Below are 26981 nucleotides of genomic sequence, written 5' to 3' on the forward strand. Positions count from 1 at the left end.
TGAATAGACATCGCTTTTTATTTTTAGACAGTGTGTTGTTAGGTATTGAGTCCAACTATTATATGATAATAAATACTTCACCAAAACAATTCCCCTACCTCGCTACAGTAGTCGCTTTTGTGGCAATTGTCATTATGGTGGGTCTAGGTTTTTGGCAATTAGATCGCAAAGCAGACAAAGATATTCGCTTGGCCAATATAGAAATGGCCAATGACAGTGCACACATTGATTTAGCTCAAGCCCTAGGTAACATTCAAAGCTACCAAGACTTTACAGTTGTTGCCAGCGGCAGAGCGCAAAACAAATATTTCTATATAGATAATAAACTGTTGGGCGGACGCGCGGGATTCCACGTGCTGGTGCCTTTTGAGGCAGACCAAGGCACCCTTATGATCAACCTTGGCTGGATACCCGGGACGGGTATGCGAGGCAGTTTACCAGAGTTTATAATGCCAAGGCTCACCACAGTAGAAGGCGTTGTTCACATACCGCTAAAAAATACTTTTATTAAAGAAACAAATATAGCCTACGGAAAATTTCCAGTGTTACTGCAGCAAGTTGATTTACAGGAAATAAGTTTGCATTTGGGCACGTCAGTGCTGCCGGTAACCCTTAGATTGCTGCCGCACGGGACAGATTTTGTTAGACAATGGCAAGCCGTGATCATGAGCCCACAGAAGCATCTAGGCTACGCGGTGCAGTGGTTTGGCCTGGCAATTGCGGCATTAACCGTGTATCTGTTGTCTATGTTAAAAAGAATGCAGGGTTCGTCCTCGCGGGCAGAAAATGAATAAGCAATTAATGACTCTTAGCATTGGCTAAGGGGCGTCGATTTACCGGCAACGTACAATGAGATACAGGTTTATCAAACATGAGTGCACAAAATACAAAAAACAAACGCAGCCTTTTATTGTTAATCGCAGTATTTGTGCTACCCGTCATATTTGCTTTTATGGCACTGAAGCTTGACTGGTTTAATCAAGCGGTAACTAACCGCGGTGAACTACTGCAGCCGGTTATAGAGGCCTCATCATTAGTCAATGAGAGTGATACTAAATGGCATCTTCTTTATATTATTCCCGACATTTGCGACTTAGCCTGTGACAATGCCCTATATGCGGTGAAGCAGATTTTTATGGCTACAGGTAAACACGCCGACCGTGTTAACGCGCTATTTATTTATAGCGATACGTCAAGCGCTGAAGCCGTGGCGAAGGCGAAAGCCTTCACTAGCGCTGATGTGTTAAATAAAAGTAATGAAAATGTAAGTGAAGTGTTTAAAAACACCGATATAAATGCTATTTTCATCTCAGATACTTTGCACAATGTTGTGCTTAGATACCCGGTAACCACCGACAAAGAACAAGCAATAATGGACAGTCGAGATATTCTCGCTGACCTAAAGAAATTATTAAAATTGTCGCGTATTGGTTAGCCTGTAGGATAAAGAGTTGTACATGAAGAAGTTAGTGCTCGTCAGTATTTTTTTAGCACTGGTTGTCATTATACTAGGTGCATACACACGCCTAACTGACGCAGGCCTAGGCTGTCCCGATTGGCCTGGTTGCTACGGGCAGTTATTAGTGCCTCAGTCAGACGCACTCATCGAACGTGCTAACCAAGCCTTTCCCGATCGCCCCTTAGAAGCTGAAAAAGCGTGGAACGAGATGATTCATCGTTATTTTGCCAGTGCTTTGGGCTTATTAATTATCATTATTGCCGCAGTCTCAGCGCTTAATAAACGCAAAGGTAAGGACTGTCCAGTCAAACTTCCTTTCTTAATTCTTGTGCTGGTTTGTTTTCAAGGTGCGCTTGGCATGTGGACAGTCACTCTTAACTTACTGCCGGTGGTCGTGATGGCGCACTTGCTGGGTGGGTTCACGGTTCTGTCTTGCCTATTTGTGCTGTATTTGCGTTTGAGTAACGTTAATATTTCCCGCAGTGATCCAAACATAAAAGGCTTCGCTAAATTCAGCATAATTGGCATTGTGCTGCTGGTGGGGCAAATTGCATTAGGCGGTTGGACTTCAGCAAATTACGCTTCCCTTGCCTGCACCGAACTTCCTATTTGTGAAGGGCAGTGGTCGGCTAGATTTGATTTGGCAGGCGCATTTAGTGTACCTGCTGCCGATAACTATGAATATGGAGTGCATTCATACGCAGAACGCATGACGATGCATGTAATGCATCGGTTTGGTGCAATAATTGTGTTTTTGTATTTGGTTGGGCTTGCCATCTCGCTTTTTTGGAAAACATCCTCAGGGATGATTAAACGAATTGTCGTTTTGATGGTAGTTGTGCTTAGCCTGCAAATTGCCTTGGGCATTAGCAATGTGGTTTATGCCTTACCACTCATAGTAGCGACTATGCACAACGCGGTAGCAGCGTGTTTGCTGCTGGTCATGATATTACTTTCCTACACTATGCGAAGGAGATTTTAGCATGATGCCTACCGTCTATTTTCTTAAGAGCTGCTACAGCAGCTCAACTTTCTTAAGGAGCCAAGCATGAGTAAGTCTGCCTTAGCAATAACAGCGAAAAAGATAGCGATACCACATCAGCGCGTGTCTTGGCGTGATTATTATGAGTTAACCAAGCCTAGAGTGGTCATGTTGCTTTTGTTAACTGCACTGGTGGGAATGTGTTTGGCGACGACTAGCTGGGTTGACCCCCAAATTTTAGTAGCAGGAATGCTTGGAATAGGCTTATTGTCATCGTCCGCAGCCGTTATAAATCATGTAGTTGACCATAAAATAGACTCGCTAATGGCGCGTACATTCAATCGTCCTGTCGCAAAAGGGAAGATTTCAGTGCAAAGCGCGCTAGGCTTCGCGCTCGTGCTGGCGATAATCGGTTTTGCGGCGCTGGCGGTGTTCGTCAATATGCTTACCGCGTGGCTTACACTTTTGGGCTTAGTGGGATATGCGTTTATTTATACCATGTATTTGAAACGTGCTACCCCGCAAAATATCGTTATCGGCGGTCTTGCTGGTGCCATACCGCCCCTTTTGGGCTGGACGGCGGTAACAGGTGAAATTCATGCCTACGCTCTTTTGCTCGTATTGATTGTGTTTACGTGGACTCCCCCACATTTCTGGGCCTTGGCTATTCATCGGGAAAAAGATTATGCAAAAGCTAAAATTCCAATGCTTCCGAATACCCATGGGATAGAGTTTACAAAAACATGCATTATTTTATATACGGTCCTTATGTGTTTAATTTGTGTGTTACCGTATTTAACGGGCATGAGTGGTGGCCTATATTTGGCAGGATCCACTGTGCTTAACGGCTATTTCTTATATATGGCCTTAAAACTTAAATTTAAACCGGAACCGGGCACGGCAATGGAAACATTTAGGTTCTCAATTATCCACTTAATGGTATTATTTGTTGTATTGTTAGTAGATCACTATATTCCTTACTGAGGTTTACAGGTTTGAGGCGTCATAATATATGCAAAATAAATGGTTAGGCTTGTTATTATTTTTGGTTTTTTGCGGCGGTATCTATGCCGCTCTAGTCATTGCACCGCCAGGACACGAAGTAGATAAAAGCAACAGCACTGCACTGAGCCAACAGACCAAGTACATGAGCTGGTTTCCTATGCCACGTAAACTCAGTGATTTTACGCTGTCAAAACATACAGGCGATGCATTCACTAATGAAGACTTACAGGGTAAATGGACCTTAGCGTTTGTTGGTTATACATTTTGCCCTGATATTTGCCCGGTTACATTAGCTGAAATAAACGCTGTGTATCCGCAGTTACAAGCAGCGCAGGCGTCTTCTGAGCTGCAGGTATGGTTTTTGTCGGTTGACCCAAAGCGCGACACTGTTGAGCGCTTAAATGAATACATCGGATTTTTCAACGATGAATTTGTAGCTTCTACAGGCCCTCACGAGCAATTGTTTCCACTGGTTAGGAGCATGGGCATGATGTATTCTATGAGCGAGAGCACCGATAACCCCAATTATCTAGTCGATCACAGTGCATCCATCGTGGTTATTAACCCTGATGGCAACGTGGTGGGTAGGTTCAAACCAAAGCATGTGCTGGGTGCATTATCAATTAGTGATACCGAACAAATTTTGGCGGACATGCCTATTTTAATGGGCAGTCGCTAGTGCTACTGTTTTAGGACTATGAAAAACCTATCGCGTTGGAATGATGCGAATAGCGCAAAAGTAGCGACCCTTATTTTATCATCAGCGCCGGTTTTACTGCCTTATTTATTTACGGATGAAAAAAAGGCACTGAATTTTTTGGTTAATGCTGCACAGCGAGAACATGGACAGTACAGCGCTGCGCGTCACCATTTTGCATACAGCGCCAATAGTAATGCGACACAATCTTAAGTAGGAAAAAAGCATATTATTTTAACTGCAAAACCCCATGCGCGCGTCCTTTATCTAGCATTTCCACTTATTTTGGCAAACGTTACCACCCCCATATTGGGCCTAGTAGATACCGCTATTTTAGGACGAATGGACGACGTCACAATAATGGCAGGCGCGGCAATAGGCAGTCTCATTATTACGCAGCTGTATTGGGTATGCGGGTTTATGAAAATGTCGATCACTGGTTTAAGCGCTCAGTCGATCAATAAAAACCCGATTGATAGCTGCAAAGTTTTGTTACAGGGAATCTTACTCGCGCTCGGACTGGCTGTCGCAATATTAGTGAGTCAAACCTTGGTGGTTAAAGGGGGTTTATATTTTGCACAAGCTAACGATGCACTCAAAATTAACGTTGAAGCCTATTTTTATACTCGCGTGTGGGGGGCACCGGCAACGTTAATCAATATGGTATTGATTGGCTGGCTAATAGGCCAGCAAAAAACCAAGTACGTGCTGATTCTGCAGGTTATTATAAATTTAGCAAACATACTGCTAAGTCTGACATTCGTGTACGGCCTAGGGTTTGGGGTAAAAGGCGTTGCAGCGGCAACCGTCTGTGCAGAATACCTAATGATGTTTATTGGGTTTTTCATGGTTCACAAATACCTCCTAAACCACAAATATTTTCGCCTTTTTTCTATCTCTGGACAGTCTAGATTGAAACTTATGCTGGTTAGGTCTTGGTTTACGTTTACGCAACTAAAGCAGATCCTGTCCTTAAATAGCCACATGTTCGTGCGTAATCTCATTCTGCAGTTTACCCTTGCTTTTATCACCTTGAAGGGGGCTCAATACGGTGCGCAGGCTGCTGCTGTGAACGCCATCATTATGCAGTTTTTTGCTCTAATAGCCTTGGGCTTGGACGGGGTAGCAAATGCGGTCGAGGCATTAATAGGAGAGGCAAAAGCTCAAAAGAATAAAGCTCAGCTTAATTTGTATGTGAACGTTGGGCTTATTTGGTCATCTTTTTTTGCGATTGTATATTCGTTACTTTTTTACTTTCTAGACAGTCTGATTGTTAACTTACTTACCCACCATCAAGAGGTGGTGAGCCTCATGGCAGACTATGCATTTATTGTAATACTAATTCCGCTGCTGTCTCATTGGTGCTATTTGTTTGATGGTGTATTTGTAGGCTTGAGTTTAGGAAAGCCGATGCGCGACAGTATGTTTATAAGTACCATAGTGGGTTTTTTACCTACATGGTGGTGGTGGCAGGACAGTGGCAATATGTCGCTTTGGTATGCGATGTTGGTATTTCTTAGTTTTAGGGGTATCTTGTTGGGTGGCTATTACGCTTATTTGTACACACAAAAGCCTGAATATTTACTATAAAAAAAGCGAGAAAAATCTCGCTTTTTGAAGTTCTGGTTATTTCTTAGTAGTATGAATGCTCACCGGCTTCATGCTCTGTGGCATCTTTCACACTGGTTATTTCACCTTTGAACTGCTCTAGCATTTGTTTTTCAATACCGTCTTTCAAGGTTACATCAACCATGGAACACCCATTACAGCCGCCGCCAAATTGAAGTACCGCTGCGCCGTCTTCGGTAACTTCAACTAGCGAAACCTGGCCACCGTGGCTGGCTAGCATAGGGTTTACATCAGACTCAATCATGTAGTTAATACGGTCAATAAGGGATGCATCGTCAGCAATTTTGCGCGCTTTTGCGTTTGGTGCTTTCAGCGTTAGCTGTGATCCCATCTGATCGGTCACAAAATCAATTTGTGCTTCTTCTAAAAACGGTATGCTCTCTTCATCAACAACAGCGTCAAAACCGTTGAAGTTTAGCCTTAAATCTTGTGGTTCAACCGCATCCGGTGGGCAGTAAGACACTCCGCACTCAGCTTTAGATGTTCCGGGGTTAATCACAAAAACGCGGATATGCGTCCCAGCTTCTTGTTGTGCTAAAAGCTTGCCAAAATGTGTTTGGGCAGATTCAGAAATATTTATCATGTTCACCTCTATCATGTTTGTGTGAGCATTGTAGCAAATATTACCCGAGTAAAACACTCAAGTATTAATCATTTTCTAAAATTACAATAAGAAATGTTTATTGTGGCTAAATAAAGATGAAATTATACTTTCGTAAGATTTTAAGCGACAATCAATATATGTTGTTTATTTTAAAATGATTATCTACAAGAGAGCCCACATGTTGAAAAGTTTTTTCAGACTTGCCATTCGTTCAATAATACTATTTGCTGTTTCATTTCAAATTTTTGCGACTACGCAATTAAGTGATTTACAGTACTTACCTCAAGACCAAAATTATGACGCCGATATTCCGCTGCCAGCAGATGTGTTGGGCTATCCTGTTGGTACCTGGCACGTTAGGCATGACCAATTAGTGCGTTATATGGAGCTGCTAGCTGAAAAGTCTGACAGGATCACGTTGACCGAGACAGGCCGAACCCATGAGCAGCGGCCGCTAGTGTTGTTGACCATAACATCACCCGAAAATCATGAAAATATTGATACCTTAAAAGCAACGCACATAGACAGCATTGCAAACGGAACAGCGAAAGAGCCTGACGCGCCGCTAATTATTTATATGGGATACAGTGTGCATGGAAATGAGCCATCGGGGAGCAATGCGGCTTTACTTATTGCCTATCATTTAGCGGCTTCAAATAGTCCTGAGGTAGACAAATTATTAAGTGAAAATGTTATTTTGCTCGACCCTGCTTTAAACCCTGATGGACTGGCTAGATTTGCGCAGTGGGCCAATATGCACAAGGGCCAAAACCTGGCGTCAGATCCTATGCATAGAGAACACATTGAGCATTGGCCGTCGGGTCGAACTAATCATTATTGGTTTGATCTAAATAGAGATTGGTTATTACTTACTCACCCTGAATCGCAAGCGCGTATTGAGCAATTTCATAAATGGCGCCCGCATATTCTGACTGATTTTCACGAAATGGGCACGAACAGTACGTACTTTTTTCAGCCTGGTGTTCCTTCGCGAAAAAATCCTTGGACGCCGTCACAAAATGTGACTTTAACGGCCGCACTGGGGGAGTTTCACGCAAAAGCATTAGACGCAGACAAACAACTGTATTACACGGAGGAAAGTTTTGATGACTTTTATTATGGTAAAGGGTCTACATATCCGGATGCTCATGGCAGTATTGGTATCTTATTTGAACAAGCCAGTAGTCGAGGGCATTTACAAGAATCTATGAATGGTCTATTGAGTTTTCCGCGCACCATACAAAATCAGATTACCACGACTATTTCGACCTTCGATGGCGCAGTGGCAAATAAAGCTGCCATTTTAGCTTATCAAAAGCAATTTTATAGGGATACTCGAAAGCTGATAAACGACGATGAACTAAGTGGTTTTTTAGTGAGCCAAGGCGCAGATGAGTCACGTTTCGAGCGTATGGTTGATATATTAAAGTCGCATAAAATAGAGCTGAAGTTAGTGACACAAGACATCGAAGTGGATGATTTTACCTACCGTGCTAACAATGCTATTTTTGTTCCATTGGCGCAAAATCAGTATCGTTTAATTCAATCTTTGTTTAGTGAGCGTCAGCGCTTTACTGACAACACCTTTTATGATGTTTCAAATTGGAATATTGGTCTGGCGTTTAACTTACCTTATGCGGCGATAAAGCCATCGTTAAGCCGTAAATTGAAGCTTGCCGATTGGCAGTCTCCACAGCCTAAAAAAGTGAATATAGTTGAAAATGAATATGCCTACGTGTTTGAGTGGTTTGATCATCAAGCGCCTACTATGCTGCAGAGCTTGCTAGAGCATGATGTACAAGTGAGAGCCGCAGGTGCAAATTTCACTGCAAAAACTCCACGCGGTGAGATAGCCTTTAGTAAAGGGGCAATCGTTATACCGGCAGCTTTACAACAGCCAGACACCTTAGCCTCATTGCTTAATGGCTATGCTAAACAATATAATATTGAGGTGCACACGATTACGTCAGGCCTAACCACGACAGGAATTGATTTGGGTTCTCCTCAGCTTGCAAAAGTAGAAAAACCTGAGGTGTTATTGATTGGTGGAAAGGGCACTTCTAGCAATGAGGTAGGTGAAATATGGCACTATCTTGACACGAGCTTAGGCGTACCGGTGACCATTTGGGACTTATCTGATCTTGGCAGCAGAAGTGTTGAAAGATATTCACATATTATCTTTGCATCAGGTCGCTACGATGACTTGAGTGATTCGTTGACTAAGAGATTGGAGACGTGGATAACCGAAGGCGGCGTACTCATCGGCCAAAAATCGGCAGTGACTTGGTTTGCCAAAAATGATTGGATAAATAATGAAACTGTTTCTAAAGATACCGTGAACGCGGCATTTTCAACCAAAGCGCTAGCGTTTGGCGATCAAGACGCTTTGGCTGCTAAAAAGTTAGTGGCAGGTGCGGTTTATCAAAGTAATATTGATTTATCTCATCCTCTATTTTTTGGATTTGAACGAAACATGCTGCCTCTGTTCAAAACTGACAACATGGTGCTAAACGTTACTGACAACCCTTTTGAAGACATTGCAACATATTCAAGCGAGCCTTTAATGGCGGGATACTCAGCCGATGAAATGCAAGCGTTGATCCGCAACACCGCGGCGATTGTCGCCGTTAAGAAAGGGAGTGGCGTTGTGATTGGATTCGTAGATAATGTGCACTTTAGAGGCTATTGGGATGGTACTAATAAGCTGACGGCGAATGCCTTATATCTGTCGGGCCTAATGTAAAATAAACGTCGCTAGCCGAGAGTGGCGGCCACACACCACACACTAACGCTAATATCTGGGTAAGCCTGCTGTATTGTTGCACAGGCTTCATTCACCGTTGCTCCCGTGGTAATAACGTCATCGACAATGGCAATTGATCCTACGTCTAATGGTCGGTGAATAGCAAACGCTTGGCGGATATTAAGTTGGCGGTCTGCACGGTCAAGCGTTGATTGTTGATGGGTGTATTTTATTCTTTTTAGGCCGTCTATGCTCCTTATATTAAAGTGACTCGCCAGCGCACATGATAGCAGTCTGGATTGATTGTACTGTCTTTTTACATGACGTCTGTTAGCTAGTGGGATAGGCACCAAGGCTTCTGGTATAGAATGTTGCATCCTCATTCTAGGGCCTAAATAAGCAGTAAAAAGTTCTCCTAGCACCTGCGCGGCTAATGGTTTGCTAGAGAATTTTAGCTGATTAATTAGGCCTTTCAGCACTCCGCTATATTCTCCTAATGCAATTAACGATTCATAAGCAGCAGGCACTAAGTTGTCATAAACCGGCGGATAGTCTAATAAATTGTGTCCCGGCGCTGGGAACAGAGGTAATTTAGTTTCATGAAGACAACATTTGCACACTAATAGCAAGCTAGTTTGATGACAAAGAAAGCAACATCTATTGCCAATTGCATCTGATACCGCTTTAATTAGTTGTTTTAAAAGCTTATGTTTATTCATTTTGATCTGTTATTTTTTGTGCCATTTACAGTAGGAGTTGCTGCTTCTAAAAGGTCATCTTCACTATGTAAAAAGTGTATCACTAAAATTGTTAAGTGAGAGCTGTTCGGGAGTATGGTTTGAGTAAGCAAAATAACTTGAATATAGTGTTCACGTATAGGTAGGTGTAAATAGGGGTATTTGGTCTGGCGCTATGGAGTGTTGCGAGTCTAAATTTAAAGCTAAAGCGCAGGCTTATGAAGCAATCAGCGCTTATCGGACGAGGTTTAGCGTGTCCATAAGCGCCTCACTATTACTTCCTGAGTGCTATTTTTTAGCCTTAGCAAAGGCGTCAGCAAATGCATTTCCCATCATCGCATTGTTTACCGGCACGGATTTTTGCGATGCGTGGCCTCTCGATGAAGAAGGGGCTCCACTTTTCTTGGCGCTAGGCTTGTCATGCTTTGCTTGCGGTCTTTCATTCTTGCTTGAAGAGGCTGTGTGTGCAGGCTCATCCAATCTCATTGTTAACGATATGCGTTTGCGGCTTATATCAAACTCTGTCACTTTTACCTTAACAATATCCCCAGTTTTAACGACTTCGCGCGGGTCTTTTATGAACTTGCTAGTAATCGCCGATATATGTACTAGTCCGTCTTGATGTACACCTATATCGACAAAAGCACCAAAGTTAGCAACATTACTGACCACACCTTCTAGTACCATGCCAATTTCTAAATCATTCATTGTAGAAACTGATTCGTTGAACTTGGCGGTTTTAAATTCGGGACGAGGATCACGGCCAGGCTTTTCTAATTCTGAAATGATGTCAGTAATAGTGGGTAGCCCGAATGCTGGTGTTACAAACTCCTTTGGATCAAGGTGTTGCAATAGGGTTTTGTTACCTAGTACGTCATTAACCGCGCCGCCAGTTTTTGCAATAATGGTAGTCACTATTTCGTAGGCCTCTGGATGCACGGCTGATTTATCCAGCGGATTTTTACCGTTCATAACGCGCAAAAAACCAGCTGCCTGCTCATAAGCCTTAGGCCCTAAGCGGGCAACTTTCTTAAGCGAACTGCGATCGGTAAATGCCCCATTGGTATCTCTAAAATATACGATATTATTTGCTAGTGTCTTATTTAAACCTGATACATGCGCTAGCAGGGCAGGCGAAGCGGTGTTTAAATCCACGCCAACCGCGTTCACACAATCTTCTATTACGGTATCAAGCGATGTGGCAAGCTTACTTTGATTAACATCATGCTGATACTGTCCAACGCCAATTGCTTTGGGCTCAATTTTAACCAGCTCGGCCAATGGATCTTGTAAACGTCTGGCAATGGAGACCGCGCCGCGAATAGATACATTCAGGTCCGGCAGCTCGTTAGACGCTAGTTCTGAGGCCGAGTACACCGACGCGCCGGCTTCACTCACGACTAGTTTTTGCAAAGCTAAATCAGGATTTGCTTTCATCATTTCGCCTACCAGTTTGTCGGTCTCGCGCGAGCCGGTGCCATTTCCAATGCTAACTAACTCAACTTTATGCTGCTTGCAGATATTGGCTAAGGTGCGCAAAGATTTGTCCCATTGATTTTGAGGCTGATGAGGGAATATTGTCGCGCTTGACAATACTTTGCCAGTTGCGTCTAACACAGCTGTCTTAACGCCGGTCCTTAAGCCAGGATCAAGGCCTAAGGTGACCTTTGGTCCCGCAGGAGCTGCCATGAGTAAATCTTGCAGATTTTTAGCAAAAACGTCAATTGCTTCGCTTTCTGACTTTTCGCGCAATTGAGCGAATAATTCGGTTTCCATATACTGACTAATTTTAACACGCCATGTCCACACAACGGCAAGCTTAAGCCATTCATCTCGTGCGCTTTGAGTATGGCAGTCTAAATTAAGCGTATGTAATATTATACGTTCGCATGCCTCGCCTTTGTTCTCGGGATTGGCAGGTTCACTGTCCAAAGTAACCTGAAGCATGCCCTCATTGCGACCTCTAAATATTGCCAATGCACGATGTGAAGGTACTAGGCTGAGTTTTTCTGAAAAATTAAAGTAATCTCTAAATTTTTCACCCTGTTTTTCCTTGCCAGGTACTACTTTGCTGGTGAAGTGAGCATGTTGCAATAAATACTGACGAACTTTCATTAATACAGAAGCATTTTCAGCAAACTCCTCCATTAAAATAAACTTGGCGCCGTCTAATGCTGCTTTTATATCTTCGATACCTTTGCTGTTGTCGACATAATTGGTTGCACACGCCTGCGGATCAGCGTCTTTGTTGGTTAGGAGAATGTTTGCTAGTGGCGCTAAGCCAGCCTCAATCGCAATTTGACCCTTGGTGCGCCTGCGAGGCTTAAACGGTAAATATAAATCCTCCAGTTCAGTTTTATTTTCTACCGAGTTTATTTTACCTGCAAGCGCGTCGCTAAGCTTTCCTTGTTCACTAATGGATCTTAAAATAACCGCGCGGCGGGCTTCTAACTCACGCAAATAACCAAGGCGCTGTTCGAGCTTTCTGAGTTGAATATCGTCTAAACCTTGCGTAATTTCTTTGCGATAGCGGGCTATAAATGGCACGGTGGCGCCGTCGTCTAGTAAGGTCACTGCCGCTTTAATTTGGCCTGATGTGGCGCCAAGCTCTGCTGCAATTTTTTCAATAATCATTCAATAAAATCCAATAAAGACATGTAGGGTTAGGATGCAGTTGCAAGGGGCAACACTAGGACGAGTACTTGATTACGTGATCAATTTCTTCACCGTAATTATAGCGATAGATGACATACTTAGCATGTAGTTTCATGTTTTTGTATACCATATTTTTAATATTTTCCACTGCGATGTGCTTACCGGAGTTTTCACGACTGCACAGTCGCCTTCTTCTTTTTTCAATAGTGCTCTTGCCATGGGAGAGTCGATAGAAATAGCGTCCTTTTTACCAAAAATCTCATCATATCCTACGATCTGAAAAGATTTCACTGCGCCGTTTTCATCCTCAACTTTTACCCACGCGCCAAAAAACACACGCCCTTCTTGCTGCGGTGAGTAAGCTACCACCGTAGAGTTTTCCAAGGTTTTGCGCAAATAGCGCACGCGACGGTCAATTTCACGCAGTCGCTTTTTATTATACTGATAGTCTGCGTTTTCGCTGCGGTCGCCTAAACTGGCTGCCCATGTCACTTTTTTAGTCACCGCTGGTCTCTCGGTTCGCCATAAGTGGTCAAGCTCAGCGTTAAGTTGTATGAGACCATTACTGGTTAGAAGCGGTGTCCTCATAATCTAGAGTCATTCATTAAAAGCTGGTGTAATTGAAAAGCGTCTTGATATGTCTGAAGCTGTCTGCATACACAAAATATTAATTACCTTAAGAAAAAATCTTTTACATAGCGCTATTAATAGCTTGTAGGCTTGCGCATACAAAAACCAAAAAAAGCGCAGTATGTAAGCTACTGCGCTTAATATAAGGTCAATGTCACGCTGATCCGCGTTTACTTAATGAGTCTAATCAGTGAAAGGCGCTATTGCGAGTAATTCAACGTCAAAGATCAATGTAGAGTTAGCCGGAATTGCGCCTGTTGCGCGCTGACCGTATGCTAATTCACTTGGAATATAAAAGCGATACTTACTGCCTACTTCCATTAACTGCACGCCTTCTGTCCACCCTGGGATCACGCGGTTAAGCGGGAATTCTGCGGGCTCGCCTCTATTAACTGACGAGTCAAATACGGTGCCGTCAACTAATGTGCCATGGTAATGAACGCGCACGGTATCTCCAGCCTTAGGATTAGCGCCTTCAGCTTCGGTAAGGACTTCATATTGTAGGCCAGAATCAGTTGTAACCACTTCTTCGCGCTTAGCATTTTCAACTAGATAGTTTTTGCCTGCCTCAATAAGAGCGGCTTGCTCTGTTTGTTCCGCTGCTTGAAATTTCATAGCAAAAGCCTGAACATAAGCGTCTATTTCTTCATCACTGTACTGAGAGTTTCCGTTAAATCCATCGGTAAAACCAGCTAGAAGCGCGGCTTTATCGCTTTGTAAACCAAGTTCATCTTGAACAGCAACTTGTTCTTGTGCATATATACCCATACGAGCGCCAAGTGCATACGACTCTTGGCCAACTTCGGTGGTATAAGTTGTCAATGTATCATTGGCTTCTTGTTGTGCTGCATTGTCGTTGCTACATGCAGACAGCGCCAATGTAGTAGCGATTATTAGTGTAAGTGGTGCCTTCTTCATTAATTATCTCCTAACATATAAAAGGTATGCTTTATGGTGTTTTTATTTATTCATGGTTTATACTAAGCTATATGTTAATGTTCTTCAAAGCAAAGTGAAACCCTTGTCAGTAAATAGACCGCATTTATTTTTGTTTTTATAGCACTCGCGCTACTTTTAGGCATCTGCACGATACCCGATACCCGATACGACCCCTATAAGCCGTACGAATCTATCCTTAAGTAGCGTACATGCGGCTGATATCGATTTTAAAAAGCAACTTGCGGTTGTTTCTGAGGTGAGTGGGAAGGCAAAAGTGTATGACTTGCGTTCAAATACACAGTTAGATTTATAGCGTCATCAGAGCGTGGGACTCAATTTAGTCGCCAGCGTGAAGTTTTAAAAAGACGGTGATTATGATGGTAGCACAACGGTATCAATAGCAAGCAACGGCAATTTTGAAAAATGGGCAGTTGATAACTAATCATAGGCGCCAAATTTATACATAAGGGTATGAGGTAAACAAGCAATGACAAACAATTCAATGAAAGATGCATTAGAATCACTTGAGATTAAACTTGCATATCAAGAAGATACTATTGAAATGTTAAACCTAACGATTATTCAGCAGCAAGATAAAATCAACAAAATAGAAGAAGTCCTGCGTAAAATGGCGGATAAGATCAAGTCAATGCCTTCATCTGAAGGGCACATCAATGAACAAGTAGAACTTCCCCCGCATTACTAATATAGATGTTACTCTTTATGTGTAGGTTAATCAGGCTTGAAAACCCCAATAACGCCGCTGTTTGTTTTACTCGCTTTTGTGACTTCTTTAGTGGTTTGAGTTTCTTTGTAATCACAACTCACACACGCTAGCTTCTCAACATTGTTTTCAAAATATAACATTAGTGTGTCAAGGCTCTTACAGCTTGGACACTTAGCTCCTGCGATAAAACGCTTTTTAGTCTTGTTTGTCATTGGCTCTATATTAGTTAGGTAACGTGTTACTAGTATACCTACATACAGTAACTAATGATCAACATGCGAAATTTTGTTATTCTGCGCGCCACCTTTATTTAAGTCGATGCTATGATTAAATTACAAAAACTGGGTTTACAACGCGGTATCAAAACGCTCATAGAGTCCTCCGACTTGGAGATTTTTTCTGGCCAAAAAGTCGCTATTATTGGTCCAAACGGCTGCGGTAAGTCGAGTCTTTTTTCTTTATTGCTGAATCAAATTACGCCTGACGCGGGTGAGTATTCAGTCGCAAAACATTGGCATGTAGTGGCAATTGCACAATACATTGATGACACGAGTCGCACCACACGTGACTATGTTATCGATGGCGATACGGCGCTTCGGGACATTGAGAAGCGTCTTGTGCTAGCTGAGTCGAATAACGATGGTGAATTAATTGCGCAACTGCATGAAAAGTTGGAACATGCTGGCGTCTATGACGTCCAAGCTAGAGCGTCTACTATACTAGCTGGTTTAGGTTTTAGTGAGGCAGATTTGTCATTACAGGTTGCGAATTTTTCCGGCGGCTGGCAAATGCGTCTAAATTTAGCCCGGGCGCTACTGTGCCCCTCAGATTTGTTATTGCTAGATGAGCCCACCAATCACCTTGATTTAGATGCGGTCATTTGGCTACAAGACTATTTGCAGCAGTACCCTGGTACCCTTTTGCTAATATCTCACGATCAAGCTTTTATTGATTCTTGTGCGAACGTGATTGTCAGTTTTGAAGACAAACAGCTTGTTAGCTATACGGGTAATTACTCAAGCTACCAAAAACAGCGCGCCGAACGAATGGCGCTAGCGCAAAAGCAATATGAAAAGCAGCAGCAGAAAAAACAGCATTTAACGTCTTTTATCCTGCGTTTTAAGGCCAAAGCGAGTAAGGCTAAACAGGCACAAAGTCGTGTGAAACAGCTGGAAAAAATGGAGGCTTTATTGCCTATTCAGGCTGCAAATGAGTTTTCGTTTGCGTTTAGAGATCCTGATAAACTGCCTAATCCGCTGATTAATATGGAAGATATTCAGCTTGGATATGACACGACTACTATTTTATCTAACATTCACTTAAATTTAGTGCCTGGCAGCCGTATTGGCTTGCTGGGTCGAAATGGTGCAGGTAAATCGACCTTTATTAAGTTATTGGCCGATGAAATTACCCCTTTGCAAGGGCGTTATACTACATCTGCTGGGCTTAAAATCGGTTACTTTGCGCAACATCAAGTGCAAGCATTAAATTTAGAAAACTCCGCTTTTGATCACCTACTTGCGCTTGACCGGCGCTTAACCGATCAGCAAATAAGAGATTATTTAGGCGGTTTTGGCTTTCATGGGGACGAGGCCTTAAAAAAGGTCGCGCCCATGTCGGGTGGCGAAAAAGCGCGTTTGGTATTGTCATTAATTGTGTATTCAAAACCGAATTTACTGCTGCTCGATGAGCCTACAAATCATCTTGACATGAACATGCGCGAAGCACTTGCTTATGCGCTGCAGTCATTTGAAGGCGCGATGGTAATTGTGTCGCACGACCGTTATTTACTTGAAAGCGTGTGCGATGATTTTTATTTAGTCGACAGCGGCGAGATCAGTGCTTTTTCAGGCGACTTAAGCGACTATCAAAAATGGTTGTTTGCGAATAAAACAGATAGAAAAACCATGGCGGTGACAGGTAAAAAAGATGAGACGCCAAGTATCGATAAAAAAGTACTCAAGAGAATGGAAGCGTTGTTTCGCCAGTCGACCAAAGCGTTTCGTGAAGATATTGCCAAGTGTGAAAAGCACATTGCCAAGTATCAAAGTATTTTACAAGAAAGTGAAACTAAAATGACTGATCCAGCCTTATATGATGCTGATAATAAAGATTTATTAAATGCGATAATAGCCAAACAAGTTGACGCGAAAAATCAAATAGATGAATTAGAAATGCAGTGGCTAGACTCTCAAGAAGGGCTAGAGCAGGCTCAAGCTGAATTTGACCGTGACAAGGCCGCTAGTTAATGCGCGAAGCGTTAATTCCTAGACTGTCTAGCGACGAGTTTTTCGACTACTCGCTGCAGTTTTACTTTCCAGGTAGTAATCAAGAAAATTTGATGTTGGTACAAGATAACGCTGATTTGAACGTAAATATTGTGCTGTTAATGATGTACCTACGCACTAAAAACGTGGGTTTGACAACTGACAATATTTACGCAATAAACGATAATAATCAGATTCTGGACAGTCTAACCTCAAACATTCGCCAAAAAAGAAGGTCGCTTAAAGCTGATAATATTGCCCAGGGTTTGACGGATTATAAGACCCTAGAATATAAGGATTTGCTAGCTCAGGAGCTTGCTCTTGAAAAAAAACAGCAAGCTTTAATGATTGATCTTGTAACGTTTTTTGTAAGCGAATCTCAATCATATGTCACTAGCGGATTCTATGATGATACTTTGTTAGCAGCCATGAAAAGCCTCGCTGGGGAAGATAAGCGCTCAATAATATGCGATATTGCAGATATATTAGAAGAACTTCTCAATGCGCAAAAAAAAGCTAGCCAGCACCTTCGTTGTAACCGCCAATGATTGATTCAGTTAAGACGAAATTTGGCCGTATTAGTGCGGCTAACTTTAAGCCTAAGCCATGGTTGCAAAACGCGCATGTGCAAACAGTACTGTCGAAAATGTTGGTTCGCTCACCGCAAATTAACTATATTAATGAACGCATTCAAACGCCCGACAGTGATTTTATCGATTTAGCTTGGGCAATGCCGCACAAGTCAGTCAATGTGAGGGGTATAGCGATACTTTTTCACGGCTTGGAAGGTTCAAGCCAATCGCATTACATCAAACATGTAATATTTGAATTGAACGCAATTGGACTGGGCTGCGTGGTAATGCATTTTCGGGGCTGCAGCGGCGAGCCTAATTTGATGCCTATAGCCTATCATTCTGGGGCAACTTTTGATGCGCAGTTTTTGGTGCCTATTATAAAAGCACGATACGCAGATAAACCGCTTTTTGCGGTCGGGTTTTCCTTAGGTGGTAATATGTTGATGAAACTTATGGCGCACCATGCCTATTTACCCATTAAAGCCAGTATTTGTGTATCGGCCCCGCTAAATTTGGCAGCCTCATCAGCAGCAATTCAAGTAGGCTTTTCTCGCGTGTATCAATGGCATTTGATGAAAAGCATGAAACGTAACCTTCTTACGAAAATGCAAACAGTCGATATGACGGCTAGCTTGAAGGTGTCATTGGCGGATATTGCTAAAATGACGACCTTTTTTGAATTTGACGAGCATATAACTTCCGTGCTGCATGGTTTTCGTGACGCGAATGACTATTACGAAAAATGTAGTGCTTTACATGATCTGGTGCTTATTGATAAGCCAACCTTAATTCTTCATGCAAAAGATGACCCTTTTATGGATGACAGGGTTATACCAGGTCCGCCGTTAATTAATAAGCATGTAGCGTATGAACTGAGCGAGTTCGGCGGTCATGTGGGCTTTTTAGAAAGCTTAAGTGCAAGGAGCAAGCTTTGGCTACCGCAGCGCATTACCCATTTTTTGAGTGAGTTTTTATGTTAGTCCCCCATCAAGATTTAGATCCTGACACCCTAAGCAGTTTAATTGAAAGTATTGTATTACGCGATGGCACCGACTATGGCGAGGTAGAAATGTCCTTAGATGAAAAGGTTGCTATGGTAAAACGCCAGCTAAATGACGGCGTCGCCGCCATTGAATATTCAGAGGAACATGAGTCGGTAAATATTATCGCGCTTGAATGAACTTTTGAAGTGTTTGAAATAAAAATAAAGTTAACCTCTGGACTTTCCAGAATTAGGCCAGAGTTATCTTCTAGACAGTCTAGAGGTTAACTTCGTTTAGGTTTCAGACTGTCCAGGACATAAAGAACCTATGCAATTGCAAAGGCTTCAAAATTTTCGAGGCTCTTCAGCTAAGAACAAATTAAGTTTATCTATATTGAATTACGCTGTTCCAAGCGACTCTTTTGTCGCCCAAAACAACGAAGTCTGGATTAGTCACACTTTCTCGCTGATTGTAGGTGATAGGGTCAAAAGTGGCAGCCATGATAGCTCCCCCAGCTTCATTTATGATGCATTGCGAAGCACCTGTATCCCATTCGCCCGTTGCCCCCAAACGCAAAAATACATCAGCGGCGCCTTCAGCGATAAAGCAGGCTTTGAGTGAGCAACTGCCTGCAGGTAATGTTTGATATGAACGTTTATCGCTTAAGCGCTCAAAGATTTTTTCCCGTGACTGCCTTCGGCTAATAGCAATCATTATTACGTCTTCACTTGGCACACTGAAGCGTCTAACGCTGATTGGCTTGGTTTCACGTGAGCAGCGCTTATATGCACCGCTCTCCTTACTTGCGAAATACAGTGACTCTCCACATGGCCAATAAATCACTCCAATAACGGGCTGATGGTCTTCAATCAGCGCAATATTGATAGCAAAATCACCCGAACGTGCAATAAATTCCTGCGTTCCATCAATAGGATCAATTAACCAATAGCGAGTCCAATTGGCTCTGTCTTTAAGCGCCGGAATAGGCGATTCTTCTGACATAATCGGAATGTTTGGGGTGAGTCTTGCCAACATCTCCATGATGATTTCATTGGCGCAATAGTCAGCACTAGTAACGGGGCTTTCATCCTCCTTTTGATACTCCTGGAAATCACCTTTATCGTATATGGCTAATACTTCAATACCCGCCTTAGTTGCCGCTTGTTTTGCTATTTCCAGTAAGTCGCTAAGAGACTGCGACATCATTGAGACTTTCTCCAACGTTCCAACAAAAGCAGTGCAGCAACGCTTCTTGCCTCATTAAAATCTTCTTGGCCAAGTAATTCATCAATATTATCTAGCGACCATCTTACCACTTGAAGAGGCTCAGGCTCATCACCCTCTAAGTGGGATTCAGTTAAATCTTGGGCTATTAGCACATTCATTTTTGCATCAAAAAATGTAGGTGCCATGGAGAGATCTTTTAGCGGCAAAAATTGCTCAGCTTTAAACCCAACTTCTTCCTGCAGTTCTCTATTACCGGCTTGAATAGGAGTTTCTCCAGGATCTATTAGGCCTTTAGGAAAGCCTAGCTGATATGAGTGAGTGCCTGCCGAATATTCCCTTATGAGTAGAATATGGTTGTCGTCAGTTAATGGGATTACCATCACTGCACCTCGGCCGCTGCCTGACATACGCTCAAACTCTCTGGTTGCCCCATTGCTGAAGGTTAAATCAACTCTCTCTACTTTAAAAAAACGGCTTTTGGCGACCACCGCTCGCGCATTTATTTCGGGTAATTTATTTTCTTGGTTTGTTTTACTCATTACGACTTCACAGGATATAATACAAAATTAATATATGACTTTAGCATAAGGATAAACGCTTGGCACTCTTACCTTGGCATAAGATTGAAACTGTTTTATTGGACATGGATGGCACCCTCTTAGATTTGCACTTTGATAATCAATTTTGGCTGCATCACCTGCCTAAAAAGTATGCTGAAAAGACAGGAAGGTCACCGCAGTCATGTCACGAAGAACTTAAAGAAGCTTTTGCGCAAGTTCAAGGTAAATTGCAGTGGTACTGCTTGGATTATTGGGCCGATCGCTTGCAACTCGATATAATGGAAGCAAAATTAGAGCTTGCGCACCTCATTACTATCCGCAAGGACAGTATCGCTTTTTTAGATGCTTTACGTGAAAGTAATCGCAGAGTTGTTTTAGTCACAAATGCTCACCCAGACAGCCTATCGTTAAAAGTTGAAAAGACGCAGTTGAACGATCACATTGACATACTTATATCAACGCATCAGTTTGGCGTACCTAAGGAGTTTCAGCTTCTTTGGAAGAAGTTACATAACCATCTCAAGTTTGAGCCCCAAAGTACCCTGTTTGTTGACGATGGCGAGCGGATCCTCGATGCAGCTAAAGAGTTTGGTATTGCCTATACTTTAGGCATTACCAACCCAGATAGCCAACTGCCAGATACGACAATAGCAAATCATCTGCATACCAATAATTATTACGATTTATTACAGTCTATTATAGATGAGCCGTATGTGGCTTAAGCATTACTAGGTGTATAGATACATCGTGGTTACTAAGGTTTAAAATGACAAAAAACCGTTCGACTTCTTCTCTTATCGTTGCCGTTGCATCCGCAAACCCTGTGAAAATAAATGCCGCTAAAGAGGCCTTCTCACTGGTATTTAACAGGTCAGTGGAACTTATCACTATAGATGTCGATTCAGGTGTTTCCAATCAGCCTATGAACTTTGAGGAAACGCATTTAGGTGCCAATAATCGTGTAGATAGAGCTATTGAGTCTCAGCAAGCAGACTATTACATCGCTTTTGAAGGCGGCGTTGATGTATTCTCTGATGGCCCCAAAACATTCGCGGTAATTTGTATCTCAAACGGCAAAGATAGAGTGTTTGGACAGTCTGCAACCCTTCCTTTACCTATGCGTGTATATGAAAACCTGCAAAATGGAATTGAATTAGGGTGTGCAATGGACGAGCTTTTCAATACAGTGAATATCAAACAAAAGGGGGGCGCCATTGGCCAGCTAACAGACGGTTTAGAAACCAGAATGAGTATCTATAAATCGGCCACTATTCTTGCATTGAGCCGCTTTGTAAACGCTGATTTGTTTGAATGAGAGATATTTCTTTAAACAATTATCGCGATTTTATATCTAACGCGTAACGGCCTTGACCCAGTGACTCTCCAAAAAAACTAGCGCCTTGCCTGATGTCGTTAGGAAAGTCAGATGGGATAGAGAACGTACCAACGGCAGCGTAATTGCCATTTTGGTCAAAACTGATTTTAGCATCTAATGCTAAGCCGTTTTCGGGAGAAACGTCAAGCACGAAGGCGGGTGACTCACACGACAACAGTGCGTCAAAACTGCCTAAATCTAAAGGACTCCCTTCAATATTCACCCCAGCCTGTAACCAGCTTCCCTGTCCGTTTAGTTGCTGACAGCCTTCATTAAACTTAAAATTCGCAATATCTAGCCTGAATCTTCCTAAAGCCGTTACCGCTACAGGTAAATTTACCTGTGACAATAAAAGCTTCGCGGGTGCAAATATTCTGGCACTACTAAGATTTACCTGTGCCGGATTTAAGATAGAGAGATTGATATTCCCATCTATATAGATTTGTTCGCTGTTTCTAATTGCACCGCCTCTTATATCAAGGCTTGCTTGTAACCATAGCAAGGCCAAGGGCGATAAGTCCCATTTGATATTAGTGACGCGCAGACCTTCATAAGACAAGCTTTGGGATGTTCCTGAAAAAAGCGTTCCCGCTACCCCTGTAAACCTAAGCTGATTCTGGGTACTTTCTTGCACGTAACTGGTGACATAACGTGCGGGCATGTATACCAGTAATAGTATTAGGTAAGCAAGAAGTGCTAATATCATCCACTGCCAACGCTTCACTTTACGCTTTTCCTAACTGTAAACGTCTAACCTGAACAAAACCTTGCTCGTCGACCTCTGACACATCGGACTGAAGAATAACAACGCCTCGCTTTTCAAGTACGTCAAGCCATCGTAAAAAGTCATTAAAGACGACTTGGTCTAAAGAAACAACTAACTCCTCCCCTTGGGGCTGCATTCGCGCCACAGGAATATTCGCACTTCGGGTAGTTTGATTTACCACTTGGGTTAAAGAACCGTCAAATAAGGTTTTATTCGATGACTGGCGTAAAACAATGGCGCGACCTGATTGTTCATTAACCCAAGTAAGCAGTTGCTTTTCGCTATTTAATGCAAGGCGTTGAGTTTCCAATGCGCTGGTCATAGGAGACCAGATAGCAAAATAGAAAATGCCAATAACGGCCACCGCAGCCGCCACTATAACCAACTTCTGTTCACGCGCAGACATGCTAACAAACCACGCTTTCAGCTTATCCATTATGAACCCCTCACTGTGATAACGCCAATTACTTCATCGCCACGATTATTAATAGCACCTTGATCTACTTCGAAGCCGAGATTTTGAGCGTGTCTTCTAAATTTCTCTAAGTCTTCGAAGTTTTGTGCTACCGATTGCATACGAATTTCAGAGCGTCTGCTGTCATACTTCAGCGTCTGCGGTTTCACGCCAGAGTTTTCAAAAGCACTGCCCAACCTAGATAACATGGCCAGCATGCTCAAATTTCCACCGCCTTGTTCCAATGCTTTTATTTCTCGGGTAAGCACAATTTTCACATTTGTGACTTTTCCTAAATCTGGGAAACCTTGCTCAATACTTGTGGTGATGGCTTGTCGTACTTGAGCGCGTTCACGTTTTACTTCGTTAAGCTGGGCAGTTTTGAACACTAGATTGGCGCATAGCGCAACGACTGCAAGTGCTGCGGCAAACTTCCACTTTTCCCAGCTAGGGTTAGATTTGCGCCTTACCGCATATTCACCTTGGAACAAATTTAAATCGGATATTAATGCGCCTTTAAGCAGCAAATGCATAGGTAAGCTGTCAAAATTAAAGGCTGTTTGGCTTGATTCTGTGAGTCCTTCAACTTCGCTATAGCAAGTTATGCGCGTTTCTTTGGCGCTTGCTTGTTCTAAGACTAATGGCAATAACCACTGGTTTTCACCTTGTAAGCATTGACCGTCGGCTAATTTTACGATCAAGTTACCTTCTATTTCCAACAGACTAATACCGTCATTTTGGGGCAAGCAATAGGCATCGGGCAAAAGATGAAGGCAAAATAAATTAGCATCTCCAAGCATCTGCATCCACTGCTTGAGTTTTTCTTTAGCAACAACTGCCACTTGTTGAGTATTTTCTATTCTAGGTCCCAGTGCAAAAAATAGCTGTTCTACATTAACGCATATTTCATCTTCCAGCATGAATGGTATTGCAGAAATTGCTTTACGAGACGCATTTTTTGGCAATTCAACTTGTCTAAAAACGATATCGCTTGAGGGCGCTAGGGCATAAACCTGCGCGTGGTTGGCCCTGTCTGCTAGCGAGCCAAGTGCACTGGCGTCATTGAGTTTCCCTGAGGCAATTATTTCTTGTTCCTGTTCGCTGTACAGTAACCAGTGAATAGGGTCACTGGTATGTGAACCCAATCGAATTATTAAATGCTGCATCTAAAATCCGCCTCCAAACTCTCTGCTAATAATGGTTATTTCGCCGCTATCTACTTTAAAAATAGTCGATAATGTAAACTGCGAGCCTTGGAACTTGGCTGTAACATTTAGTCGAAAATACTGGGTTGTCACCTTGAACCAACTCTTTTGTTGCTTGCTTAACGAGAGTGCCTGCACTTCAGACAGATTTAAGAATTCTTCATCGCTTTGGAAGCCCTCTGGTGGGCGACTTCCTATAATATCGGCGCCGACATTTGAATTCTGTCCTAAAAGGGCGCTCAACACAACCGCGTTCTCTTTGGTAATAGTATTCACATTTACCGCTAGCTTGGATTCGGGCAGTACACAAATGGCTTTGCGTAAATCTTGGAAGCCGCCCATAGCTAGTAATTGGTCAATGCCGTTAATTAATCTTATTTCTGAAGCGTGTCCTAATGGACTATTTGCGGCTAAGTAAGGGTTTACTAATGACTCATAGTCAGCGTCTTCAGCGCCATAGTTATTGGGTATGCTGTCCTTGTCTATCCAATCTATTAGGGAATCTCGAATTGTCTCAACGACTAGACTGTCGTTAATATAACTTTCTAATAAAAGTTGAAATGATTTTTGAGACGGGCTTGGACCTATTTTAGCAGTAGTTGGATTTGCTGAATTTGTCGCAGTACTTGAATTCATTGAGTTGGTTGAGTTTGCCGTATTAGCGCTATCACTTGAATTAATTGCGTTAAGATTAAAGCACGCCTGCATGTCGATTAACTGCGCTTTTATTGATCCGCCCTCAACTGGATATTCGAAAGTTTCAGCCCAGGGCTGGCTTAAATTGGTATTTTCGGGGGTGAGCGTATTCAAGGTTATCAACGATTTTTTAGCAAACTGCTCAGCACCAAGCGCATACCAGTAGGCCTGGTTATTGGCTTTTAAATTAAGGGTTCTGGCCACGTTTAGCTGCAGTCGGCTGCTCATTTCTACCGCAATGACCGTAATAATAGCCACAATGAGTAGCACCACGATAAGTGCAACGCCCTTTTGCTTATGACAAGAAGGTGTATTTAATGCCTTTTTCATACTTTTATCTGAAACTCTCTTCGTATTATGCCAAAAGAGTCAATCGTCATAATTACCGCTATGGCGATAGGAAGCTCGGTACTGGGGATGGTCTCAGACCACTCTAGCTCAGTTTGAACGGTTGATAGGATCTCAATTTTAAAATCACTCACATTGTCTAAAAGCACCCGTATATTTGGTTCAGTGCCCAATACCGCATCAACATAGTTTGTATGAAGCCGTTCTAAACGATTTTCTTGAAGCCTGTAGGCTACGTTTTGCAAGGTGCTGCGTTTGAGCCGTAACTGAGGATTTCGCCAGCCCCCGCGCACGAAACCGATACCATAAGCATCACTTTCAAATTCAAACTCACCGCCTCTTATGATCAGATCATTTTCAAGGCCTTGAGTGCGCGGGGTGCGCGCTTGTATTTGTAAAAAGTCGCGTTCAATAATAAGCATTGCGCGCTGTAGTTGCTCAAATTTTGCTTCTCGTTGTGCTGATATTTCATTTGATCGCATGACTGTCGTTAGCAAGGAGTTTGCGCCTAATGCTAATAGCGAAAATATCGCGATGGCGATAACAATTTCTAGTAAAGTAAAACCTCTATGATTTTTATACGTGAAGTAAAAATCTGGACAGTCTAGATTGTTATTTATGGCAGTTTGAGGCGTTTTCATTATTCGGTTTGATTTGTCATGAAAGTTGTCACGGACGTAATAGGGTTCTTAAGTTCTTCATCTAAACCAACTGTAATCGTTACTTGATACAAAGCATCATCAGCTGTCTTCACTACCACTCTTTGCCAATACCAGCGTTTGCCTAACATTTCCTGTTCGCCTTTTGTTTGCTTATCTAAAGGCCATTTAATCGTTGTTTCTAAACTGCTTTTGGTAAGTTCATTGTTGGCTACCCATGTTGCAAATGTCACCCGCTCTAATACTGTAATTGCGCTCAAATTTTCATAAACCGCTTTCATAACCGCACCACCAGCCATAGCAAAAATAGCAACAGCAACCATAACCTCCACTAAAGTAAAGCCCTTTGTTTTTTTTGCGCTTTTTATAACTCTGCGCTTATACATCATCAGGCTTAATCATTTTCAAGGGAACAGTGTCGCGTCCTTCTAAAACAAACTCAAAAGGCTCTTGGTTTATCTCTTGTGACTCATATCTAATTTGCAGTTCGAAAGGGCTTATTTCGCCGCTCGATAAAATAAATACCTGGGGTGGCGGAGGTGTTCTGTCCTCTTCGTTGCCGATCACTACGCCATCATTACTGACACTTAGCTCGTCGTCGAAAATGCGATTGTTAAATAACGAGTCATCCTCCTCCCACATAAAGCCGTCTAGCGTGATTCCTAGCGTTACGCCTTGTGTGAAAAATACTTTATCGAAATGTTTTTGATTGTCTAGCGCAACCCACATTTCATCATCGTCTAATTTGACGAATTGGTAAGACTGTTCGTCGCCATCAATTCGTAATCCTAGCTCTAATTGATTAATTAGCGCATAGTCACTGGCCATATTAAAAACGACTTGCAGTCGCTTCACTTCTTTTTCAATATCCTTTTCTACATTCCCGGTAAAAACAGTGTATCTAACACTGGCTAAAATCAGTCCTATTAAAGCGAGCACAATAATAATTTCAAGCAATGTAAACCCTGCTTGCTGTGAACGCCTTGATTTGAGTTTATTTAAGTCAAAAAACATAAGTCCTTGATTTTATTTATTTATTTGTTTGTATGCTTTTATAAA

Annotated in this window: 30 protein-coding genes; 15 read left to right on the forward strand and 15 right to left on the reverse strand. The window is 42.5% G+C overall.

The features are described 5' to 3' along the window. Positions 1–62: 62 nt before the first annotated feature. The 7 genes from GPUN_RS05800 to GPUN_RS05830 all read left to right on the forward strand — a co-directional run bounded on the left by GPUN_RS05800 (position 63) and on the right by GPUN_RS05830 (position 5733). The gene (locus GPUN_RS05800) at positions 63–794 is read left to right on the forward strand and encodes an SURF1 family protein (protein WP_158309260.1); all 732 of its coding nucleotides are present in this window, start codon (positions 63–65) and stop codon (positions 792–794) included. A gap of 77 nt (positions 795–871) precedes the next feature. Further along, positions 872–1435 (forward strand): redox-active disulfide-containing membrane protein, encoded by a 564-nt coding sequence (locus GPUN_RS05805; RefSeq protein WP_006004402.1) that lies wholly within the window; start codon positions 872–874, stop codon positions 1433–1435. 22 nt (positions 1436–1457) lie between these two features. Next, positions 1458–2441, forward strand: a complete 984-nt coding sequence (locus tag GPUN_RS05810) for a COX15/CtaA family protein (RefSeq protein WP_006004404.1) — start codon at positions 1458–1460, stop codon at positions 2439–2441. Between the two features lie 66 nt (positions 2442–2507). Beyond that, on the forward strand, positions 2508–3425 hold the full coding sequence (cyoE, locus tag GPUN_RS05815) for a heme o synthase (protein ID WP_006004406.1): 918 nt from the start codon (positions 2508–2510) through the stop codon (positions 3423–3425). Between the two features lie 28 nt (positions 3426–3453). Continuing rightward, positions 3454–4125 carry an SCO family protein gene (locus GPUN_RS05820; protein ID WP_006004409.1) on the forward strand — a complete coding sequence of 224 codons (672 nt, stop codon included), beginning with the start codon at positions 3454–3456 and terminating at the stop codon, positions 4123–4125. An 18-nt stretch (positions 4126–4143) separates the two neighbouring features. Next, on the forward strand, positions 4144–4356 hold the full coding sequence (locus tag GPUN_RS05825; protein WP_006004411.1) for a hypothetical protein: 213 nt from the start codon (positions 4144–4146) through the stop codon (positions 4354–4356). Between the two features lie 72 nt (positions 4357–4428). After that, positions 4429–5733, forward strand: a complete 1305-nt coding sequence (locus GPUN_RS05830) for an MATE family efflux transporter (protein WP_006004413.1) — start codon at positions 4429–4431, stop codon at positions 5731–5733. A gap of 43 nt (positions 5734–5776) precedes the next feature. On the opposite strand, the gene nfuA is transcribed toward GPUN_RS05830, so the two are convergent. Beyond that, on the reverse strand, positions 5777–6355 hold the full coding sequence (gene nfuA, locus GPUN_RS05835; protein WP_006004415.1) for a Fe-S biogenesis protein NfuA: 579 nt from the start codon (positions 6353–6355) through the stop codon (positions 5777–5779). Between the two features lie 199 nt (positions 6356–6554). On the opposite strand from nfuA, the gene GPUN_RS05840 reads away from it, so the two are divergent. Further along, a complete protein-coding gene (locus GPUN_RS05840) occupies positions 6555–9119 on the forward strand; it encodes a M14 metallopeptidase family protein (RefSeq protein WP_006004416.1) in 2565 nt (854 codons plus the stop codon). A gap of 11 nt (positions 9120–9130) precedes the next feature. Here GPUN_RS05840 and GPUN_RS05845 read toward each other — a convergent pair whose 3' ends face one another. The 4 genes from GPUN_RS05845 to fkpA all read right to left on the reverse strand — a co-directional run bounded on the left by GPUN_RS05845 (position 9131) and on the right by fkpA (position 14059). Further along, positions 9131–9838 carry a ComF family protein gene (locus GPUN_RS05845; RefSeq protein ID WP_006004418.1) on the reverse strand — a complete coding sequence of 236 codons (708 nt, stop codon included), beginning with the start codon at positions 9836–9838 and terminating at the stop codon, positions 9131–9133. Positions 9839–10144: 306 nt separating this feature from the next. After that, positions 10145–12490: a Tex family protein gene (locus GPUN_RS05850; protein ID WP_006004420.1), complete on the reverse strand. Its 2346-nt coding sequence runs from the start codon at positions 12488–12490 to the stop codon at positions 10145–10147. A 132-nt stretch (positions 12491–12622) separates the two neighbouring features. Continuing rightward, positions 12623–13099 carry a transcription elongation factor GreB gene (greB, locus tag GPUN_RS05855; protein ID WP_040520432.1) on the reverse strand — a complete coding sequence of 159 codons (477 nt, stop codon included), beginning with the start codon at positions 13097–13099 and terminating at the stop codon, positions 12623–12625. A gap of 225 nt (positions 13100–13324) precedes the next feature. Beyond that, entirely contained in the window at positions 13325–14059 is a 735-nt protein-coding gene (gene fkpA / locus GPUN_RS05860; RefSeq protein ID WP_006004426.1) for an FKBP-type peptidyl-prolyl cis-trans isomerase, read from the reverse strand. Between the two features lie 508 nt (positions 14060–14567). Between fkpA and GPUN_RS05865 the strand changes: the two genes are divergently transcribed. Then, positions 14568–14786: a SlyX family protein gene (locus GPUN_RS05865; RefSeq protein WP_006004427.1), complete on the forward strand. Its 219-nt coding sequence runs from the start codon at positions 14568–14570 to the stop codon at positions 14784–14786. A gap of 26 nt (positions 14787–14812) precedes the next feature. On the opposite strand, the gene GPUN_RS05870 is transcribed toward GPUN_RS05865, so the two are convergent. Next, complete coding sequence (locus GPUN_RS05870) at positions 14813–15019, reverse strand: YheV family putative zinc ribbon protein (protein ID WP_040520433.1); 207 nt, start codon at positions 15017–15019, stop codon at positions 14813–14815. Positions 15020–15130: 111 nt separating this feature from the next. Here GPUN_RS05870 and GPUN_RS05875 point away from each other — a divergent pair, with 111 nt between their 5' ends. Genes GPUN_RS05875 through GPUN_RS05890 form a run of 4 tightly spaced genes read left to right on the forward strand, consistent with a single transcriptional unit; the run spans position 15131 to position 18829 of the window. Next, positions 15131–17056 carry an ATP-binding cassette domain-containing protein gene (locus GPUN_RS05875; protein ID WP_006004431.1) on the forward strand — a complete coding sequence of 642 codons (1926 nt, stop codon included), beginning with the start codon at positions 15131–15133 and terminating at the stop codon, positions 17054–17056. After that, on the forward strand, positions 17056–17622 hold the full coding sequence (locus tag GPUN_RS05880) for a DUF2390 domain-containing protein (protein WP_006004433.1): 567 nt from the start codon (positions 17056–17058) through the stop codon (positions 17620–17622). Before GPUN_RS05875 ends, GPUN_RS05880 begins: the two co-directional genes overlap by 1 nt. Beyond that, positions 17619–18629, forward strand: coding sequence for a hydrolase (locus GPUN_RS05885; protein WP_006004435.1), 1011 nt, complete (start codon positions 17619–17621; stop codon positions 18627–18629). Before GPUN_RS05880 ends, GPUN_RS05885 begins: the two co-directional genes overlap by 4 nt. Then, on the forward strand, positions 18623–18829 hold the full coding sequence (locus tag GPUN_RS05890) for a YheU family protein (RefSeq protein WP_006004438.1): 207 nt from the start codon (positions 18623–18625) through the stop codon (positions 18827–18829). Before GPUN_RS05885 ends, GPUN_RS05890 begins: the two co-directional genes overlap by 7 nt. 187 nt (positions 18830–19016) lie before the next feature. Here GPUN_RS05890 and cysQ read toward each other — a convergent pair whose 3' ends face one another. Then, positions 19017–19838 (reverse strand): 3'(2'),5'-bisphosphate nucleotidase CysQ, encoded by an 822-nt coding sequence (gene cysQ, locus GPUN_RS05895; RefSeq protein ID WP_006004441.1) that lies wholly within the window; start codon positions 19836–19838, stop codon positions 19017–19019. Then, positions 19835–20398, reverse strand: coding sequence for an ADP compounds hydrolase NudE (gene nudE, locus GPUN_RS05900; RefSeq protein ID WP_006004443.1), 564 nt, complete (start codon positions 20396–20398; stop codon positions 19835–19837). Before nudE ends, cysQ begins: the two co-directional genes overlap by 4 nt. A gap of 59 nt (positions 20399–20457) precedes the next feature. Here nudE and yrfG point away from each other — a divergent pair, with 59 nt between their 5' ends. Together yrfG and yjjX are read left to right on the forward strand one after the other, a co-directional pair. After that, entirely contained in the window at positions 20458–21141 is a 684-nt protein-coding gene (gene yrfG / locus GPUN_RS05905; RefSeq protein WP_006004445.1) for a GMP/IMP nucleotidase, read from the forward strand. A 44-nt stretch (positions 21142–21185) separates the two neighbouring features. After that, positions 21186–21734, forward strand: coding sequence for an inosine/xanthosine triphosphatase (yjjX, locus tag GPUN_RS05910; protein ID WP_006004447.1), 549 nt, complete (start codon positions 21186–21188; stop codon positions 21732–21734). Positions 21735–21753: 19 nt separating this feature from the next. Here yjjX and GPUN_RS05915 read toward each other — a convergent pair whose 3' ends face one another. Genes GPUN_RS05915 through gspH form a run of 7 tightly spaced genes read right to left on the reverse strand, consistent with a single transcriptional unit; the run spans position 21754 to position 26936 of the window. Then, positions 21754–22518 carry a type II secretion system protein N gene (locus tag GPUN_RS05915; protein ID WP_006004449.1) on the reverse strand — a complete coding sequence of 255 codons (765 nt, stop codon included), beginning with the start codon at positions 22516–22518 and terminating at the stop codon, positions 21754–21756. A gap of 1 nt (position 22519) precedes the next feature. Further along, positions 22520–22996, reverse strand: coding sequence for a type II secretion system protein M (locus GPUN_RS05920; RefSeq protein WP_006004451.1), 477 nt, complete (start codon positions 22994–22996; stop codon positions 22520–22522). Then, complete coding sequence (gene gspL, locus GPUN_RS05925) at positions 22996–24180, reverse strand: type II secretion system protein GspL (RefSeq protein ID WP_006004453.1); 1185 nt, start codon at positions 24178–24180, stop codon at positions 22996–22998. The genes GPUN_RS05920 and gspL overlap by 1 nt, the downstream gene beginning before the upstream one ends. Continuing rightward, a complete protein-coding gene (gene gspK / locus GPUN_RS05930) occupies positions 24181–25245 on the reverse strand; it encodes a type II secretion system minor pseudopilin GspK (RefSeq protein ID WP_006004455.1) in 1065 nt (354 codons plus the stop codon). Further along, positions 25242–25904, reverse strand: a complete 663-nt coding sequence (gene gspJ / locus GPUN_RS05935; protein WP_006004456.1) for a type II secretion system minor pseudopilin GspJ — start codon at positions 25902–25904, stop codon at positions 25242–25244. The genes gspK and gspJ overlap by 4 nt, the downstream gene beginning before the upstream one ends. Further along, a complete protein-coding gene (gene gspI / locus GPUN_RS05940) occupies positions 25904–26311 on the reverse strand; it encodes a type II secretion system minor pseudopilin GspI (protein ID WP_238528943.1) in 408 nt (135 codons plus the stop codon). Before gspI ends, gspJ begins: the two co-directional genes overlap by 1 nt. Continuing rightward, positions 26301–26936, reverse strand: coding sequence for a type II secretion system minor pseudopilin GspH (gspH, locus tag GPUN_RS05945; RefSeq protein WP_006004458.1), 636 nt, complete (start codon positions 26934–26936; stop codon positions 26301–26303). Before gspH ends, gspI begins: the two co-directional genes overlap by 11 nt. Positions 26937–26981: the final 45 nt, after the last annotated feature.

Source organism: Glaciecola punicea ACAM 611, from assembly GCF_000252165.1.
In the GTDB taxonomy this organism is placed as follows: Bacteria; Pseudomonadota; Gammaproteobacteria; order Enterobacterales; family Alteromonadaceae; genus Glaciecola; species Glaciecola punicea.

Coding starts and splice junctions, on each gene's coding strand:
- GPUN_RS05800 (WP_158309260.1), top strand. CDS start 63: ATGATAATAAATACTTCACCAAAACAATTCCCCTACCTCGCTACAGTA.
- GPUN_RS05805 (WP_006004402.1), top strand. CDS start 872: ATGAGTGCACAAAATACAAAAAACAAACGCAGCCTTTTATTGTTAATC.
- GPUN_RS05810 (WP_006004404.1), top strand. CDS start 1,458: ATGAAGAAGTTAGTGCTCGTCAGTATTTTTTTAGCACTGGTTGTCATT.
- cyoE (WP_006004406.1), top strand. CDS start 2,508: ATGAGTAAGTCTGCCTTAGCAATAACAGCGAAAAAGATAGCGATACCA.
- GPUN_RS05820 (WP_006004409.1), top strand. CDS start 3,454: ATGCAAAATAAATGGTTAGGCTTGTTATTATTTTTGGTTTTTTGCGGC.
- GPUN_RS05825 (WP_006004411.1), top strand. CDS start 4,144: ATGAAAAACCTATCGCGTTGGAATGATGCGAATAGCGCAAAAGTAGCG.
- nfuA (WP_006004415.1), bottom strand. CDS start 6,355: ATGATAAATATTTCTGAATCTGCCCAAACACATTTTGGCAAGCTTTTA.
- GPUN_RS05840 (WP_006004416.1), top strand. CDS start 6,555: ATGTTGAAAAGTTTTTTCAGACTTGCCATTCGTTCAATAATACTATTT.
- GPUN_RS05845 (WP_006004418.1), bottom strand. CDS start 9,838: ATGAATAAACATAAGCTTTTAAAACAACTAATTAAAGCGGTATCAGAT.
- GPUN_RS05850 (WP_006004420.1), bottom strand. CDS start 12,490: ATGATTATTGAAAAAATTGCAGCAGAGCTTGGCGCCACATCAGGCCAA.
- greB (WP_040520432.1), bottom strand. CDS start 13,099: ATGAGGACACCGCTTCTAACCAGTAATGGTCTCATACAACTTAACGCT.
- fkpA (WP_006004426.1), bottom strand. CDS start 14,059: ATGAAGAAGGCACCACTTACACTAATAATCGCTACTACATTGGCGCTG.
- GPUN_RS05865 (WP_006004427.1), top strand. CDS start 14,568: ATGACAAACAATTCAATGAAAGATGCATTAGAATCACTTGAGATTAAA.
- GPUN_RS05870 (WP_040520433.1), bottom strand. CDS start 15,019: ATGACAAACAAGACTAAAAAGCGTTTTATCGCAGGAGCTAAGTGTCCA.
- GPUN_RS05875 (WP_006004431.1), top strand. CDS start 15,131: ATGATTAAATTACAAAAACTGGGTTTACAACGCGGTATCAAAACGCTC.
- GPUN_RS05880 (WP_006004433.1), top strand. CDS start 17,056: ATGCGCGAAGCGTTAATTCCTAGACTGTCTAGCGACGAGTTTTTCGAC.
- GPUN_RS05885 (WP_006004435.1), top strand. CDS start 17,619: ATGATTGATTCAGTTAAGACGAAATTTGGCCGTATTAGTGCGGCTAAC.
- GPUN_RS05890 (WP_006004438.1), top strand. CDS start 18,623: ATGTTAGTCCCCCATCAAGATTTAGATCCTGACACCCTAAGCAGTTTA.
- cysQ (WP_006004441.1), bottom strand. CDS start 19,838: ATGATGTCGCAGTCTCTTAGCGACTTACTGGAAATAGCAAAACAAGCG.
- nudE (WP_006004443.1), bottom strand. CDS start 20,398: ATGAGTAAAACAAACCAAGAAAATAAATTACCCGAAATAAATGCGCGA.
- yjjX (WP_006004447.1), top strand. CDS start 21,186: ATGACAAAAAACCGTTCGACTTCTTCTCTTATCGTTGCCGTTGCATCC.
- GPUN_RS05920 (WP_006004451.1), bottom strand. CDS start 22,996: ATGGATAAGCTGAAAGCGTGGTTTGTTAGCATGTCTGCGCGTGAACAG.
- gspL (WP_006004453.1), bottom strand. CDS start 24,180: ATGCAGCATTTAATAATTCGATTGGGTTCACATACCAGTGACCCTATT.
- gspK (WP_006004455.1), bottom strand. CDS start 25,245: ATGAAAAAGGCATTAAATACACCTTCTTGTCATAAGCAAAAGGGCGTT.
- gspJ (WP_006004456.1), bottom strand. CDS start 25,904: ATGAAAACGCCTCAAACTGCCATAAATAACAATCTAGACTGTCCAGAT.
- gspI (WP_238528943.1), bottom strand. CDS start 26,311: ATGATGTATAAGCGCAGAGTTATAAAAAGCGCAAAAAAAACAAAGGGC.
- gspH (WP_006004458.1), bottom strand. CDS start 26,936: ATGTTTTTTGACTTAAATAAACTCAAATCAAGGCGTTCACAGCAAGCA.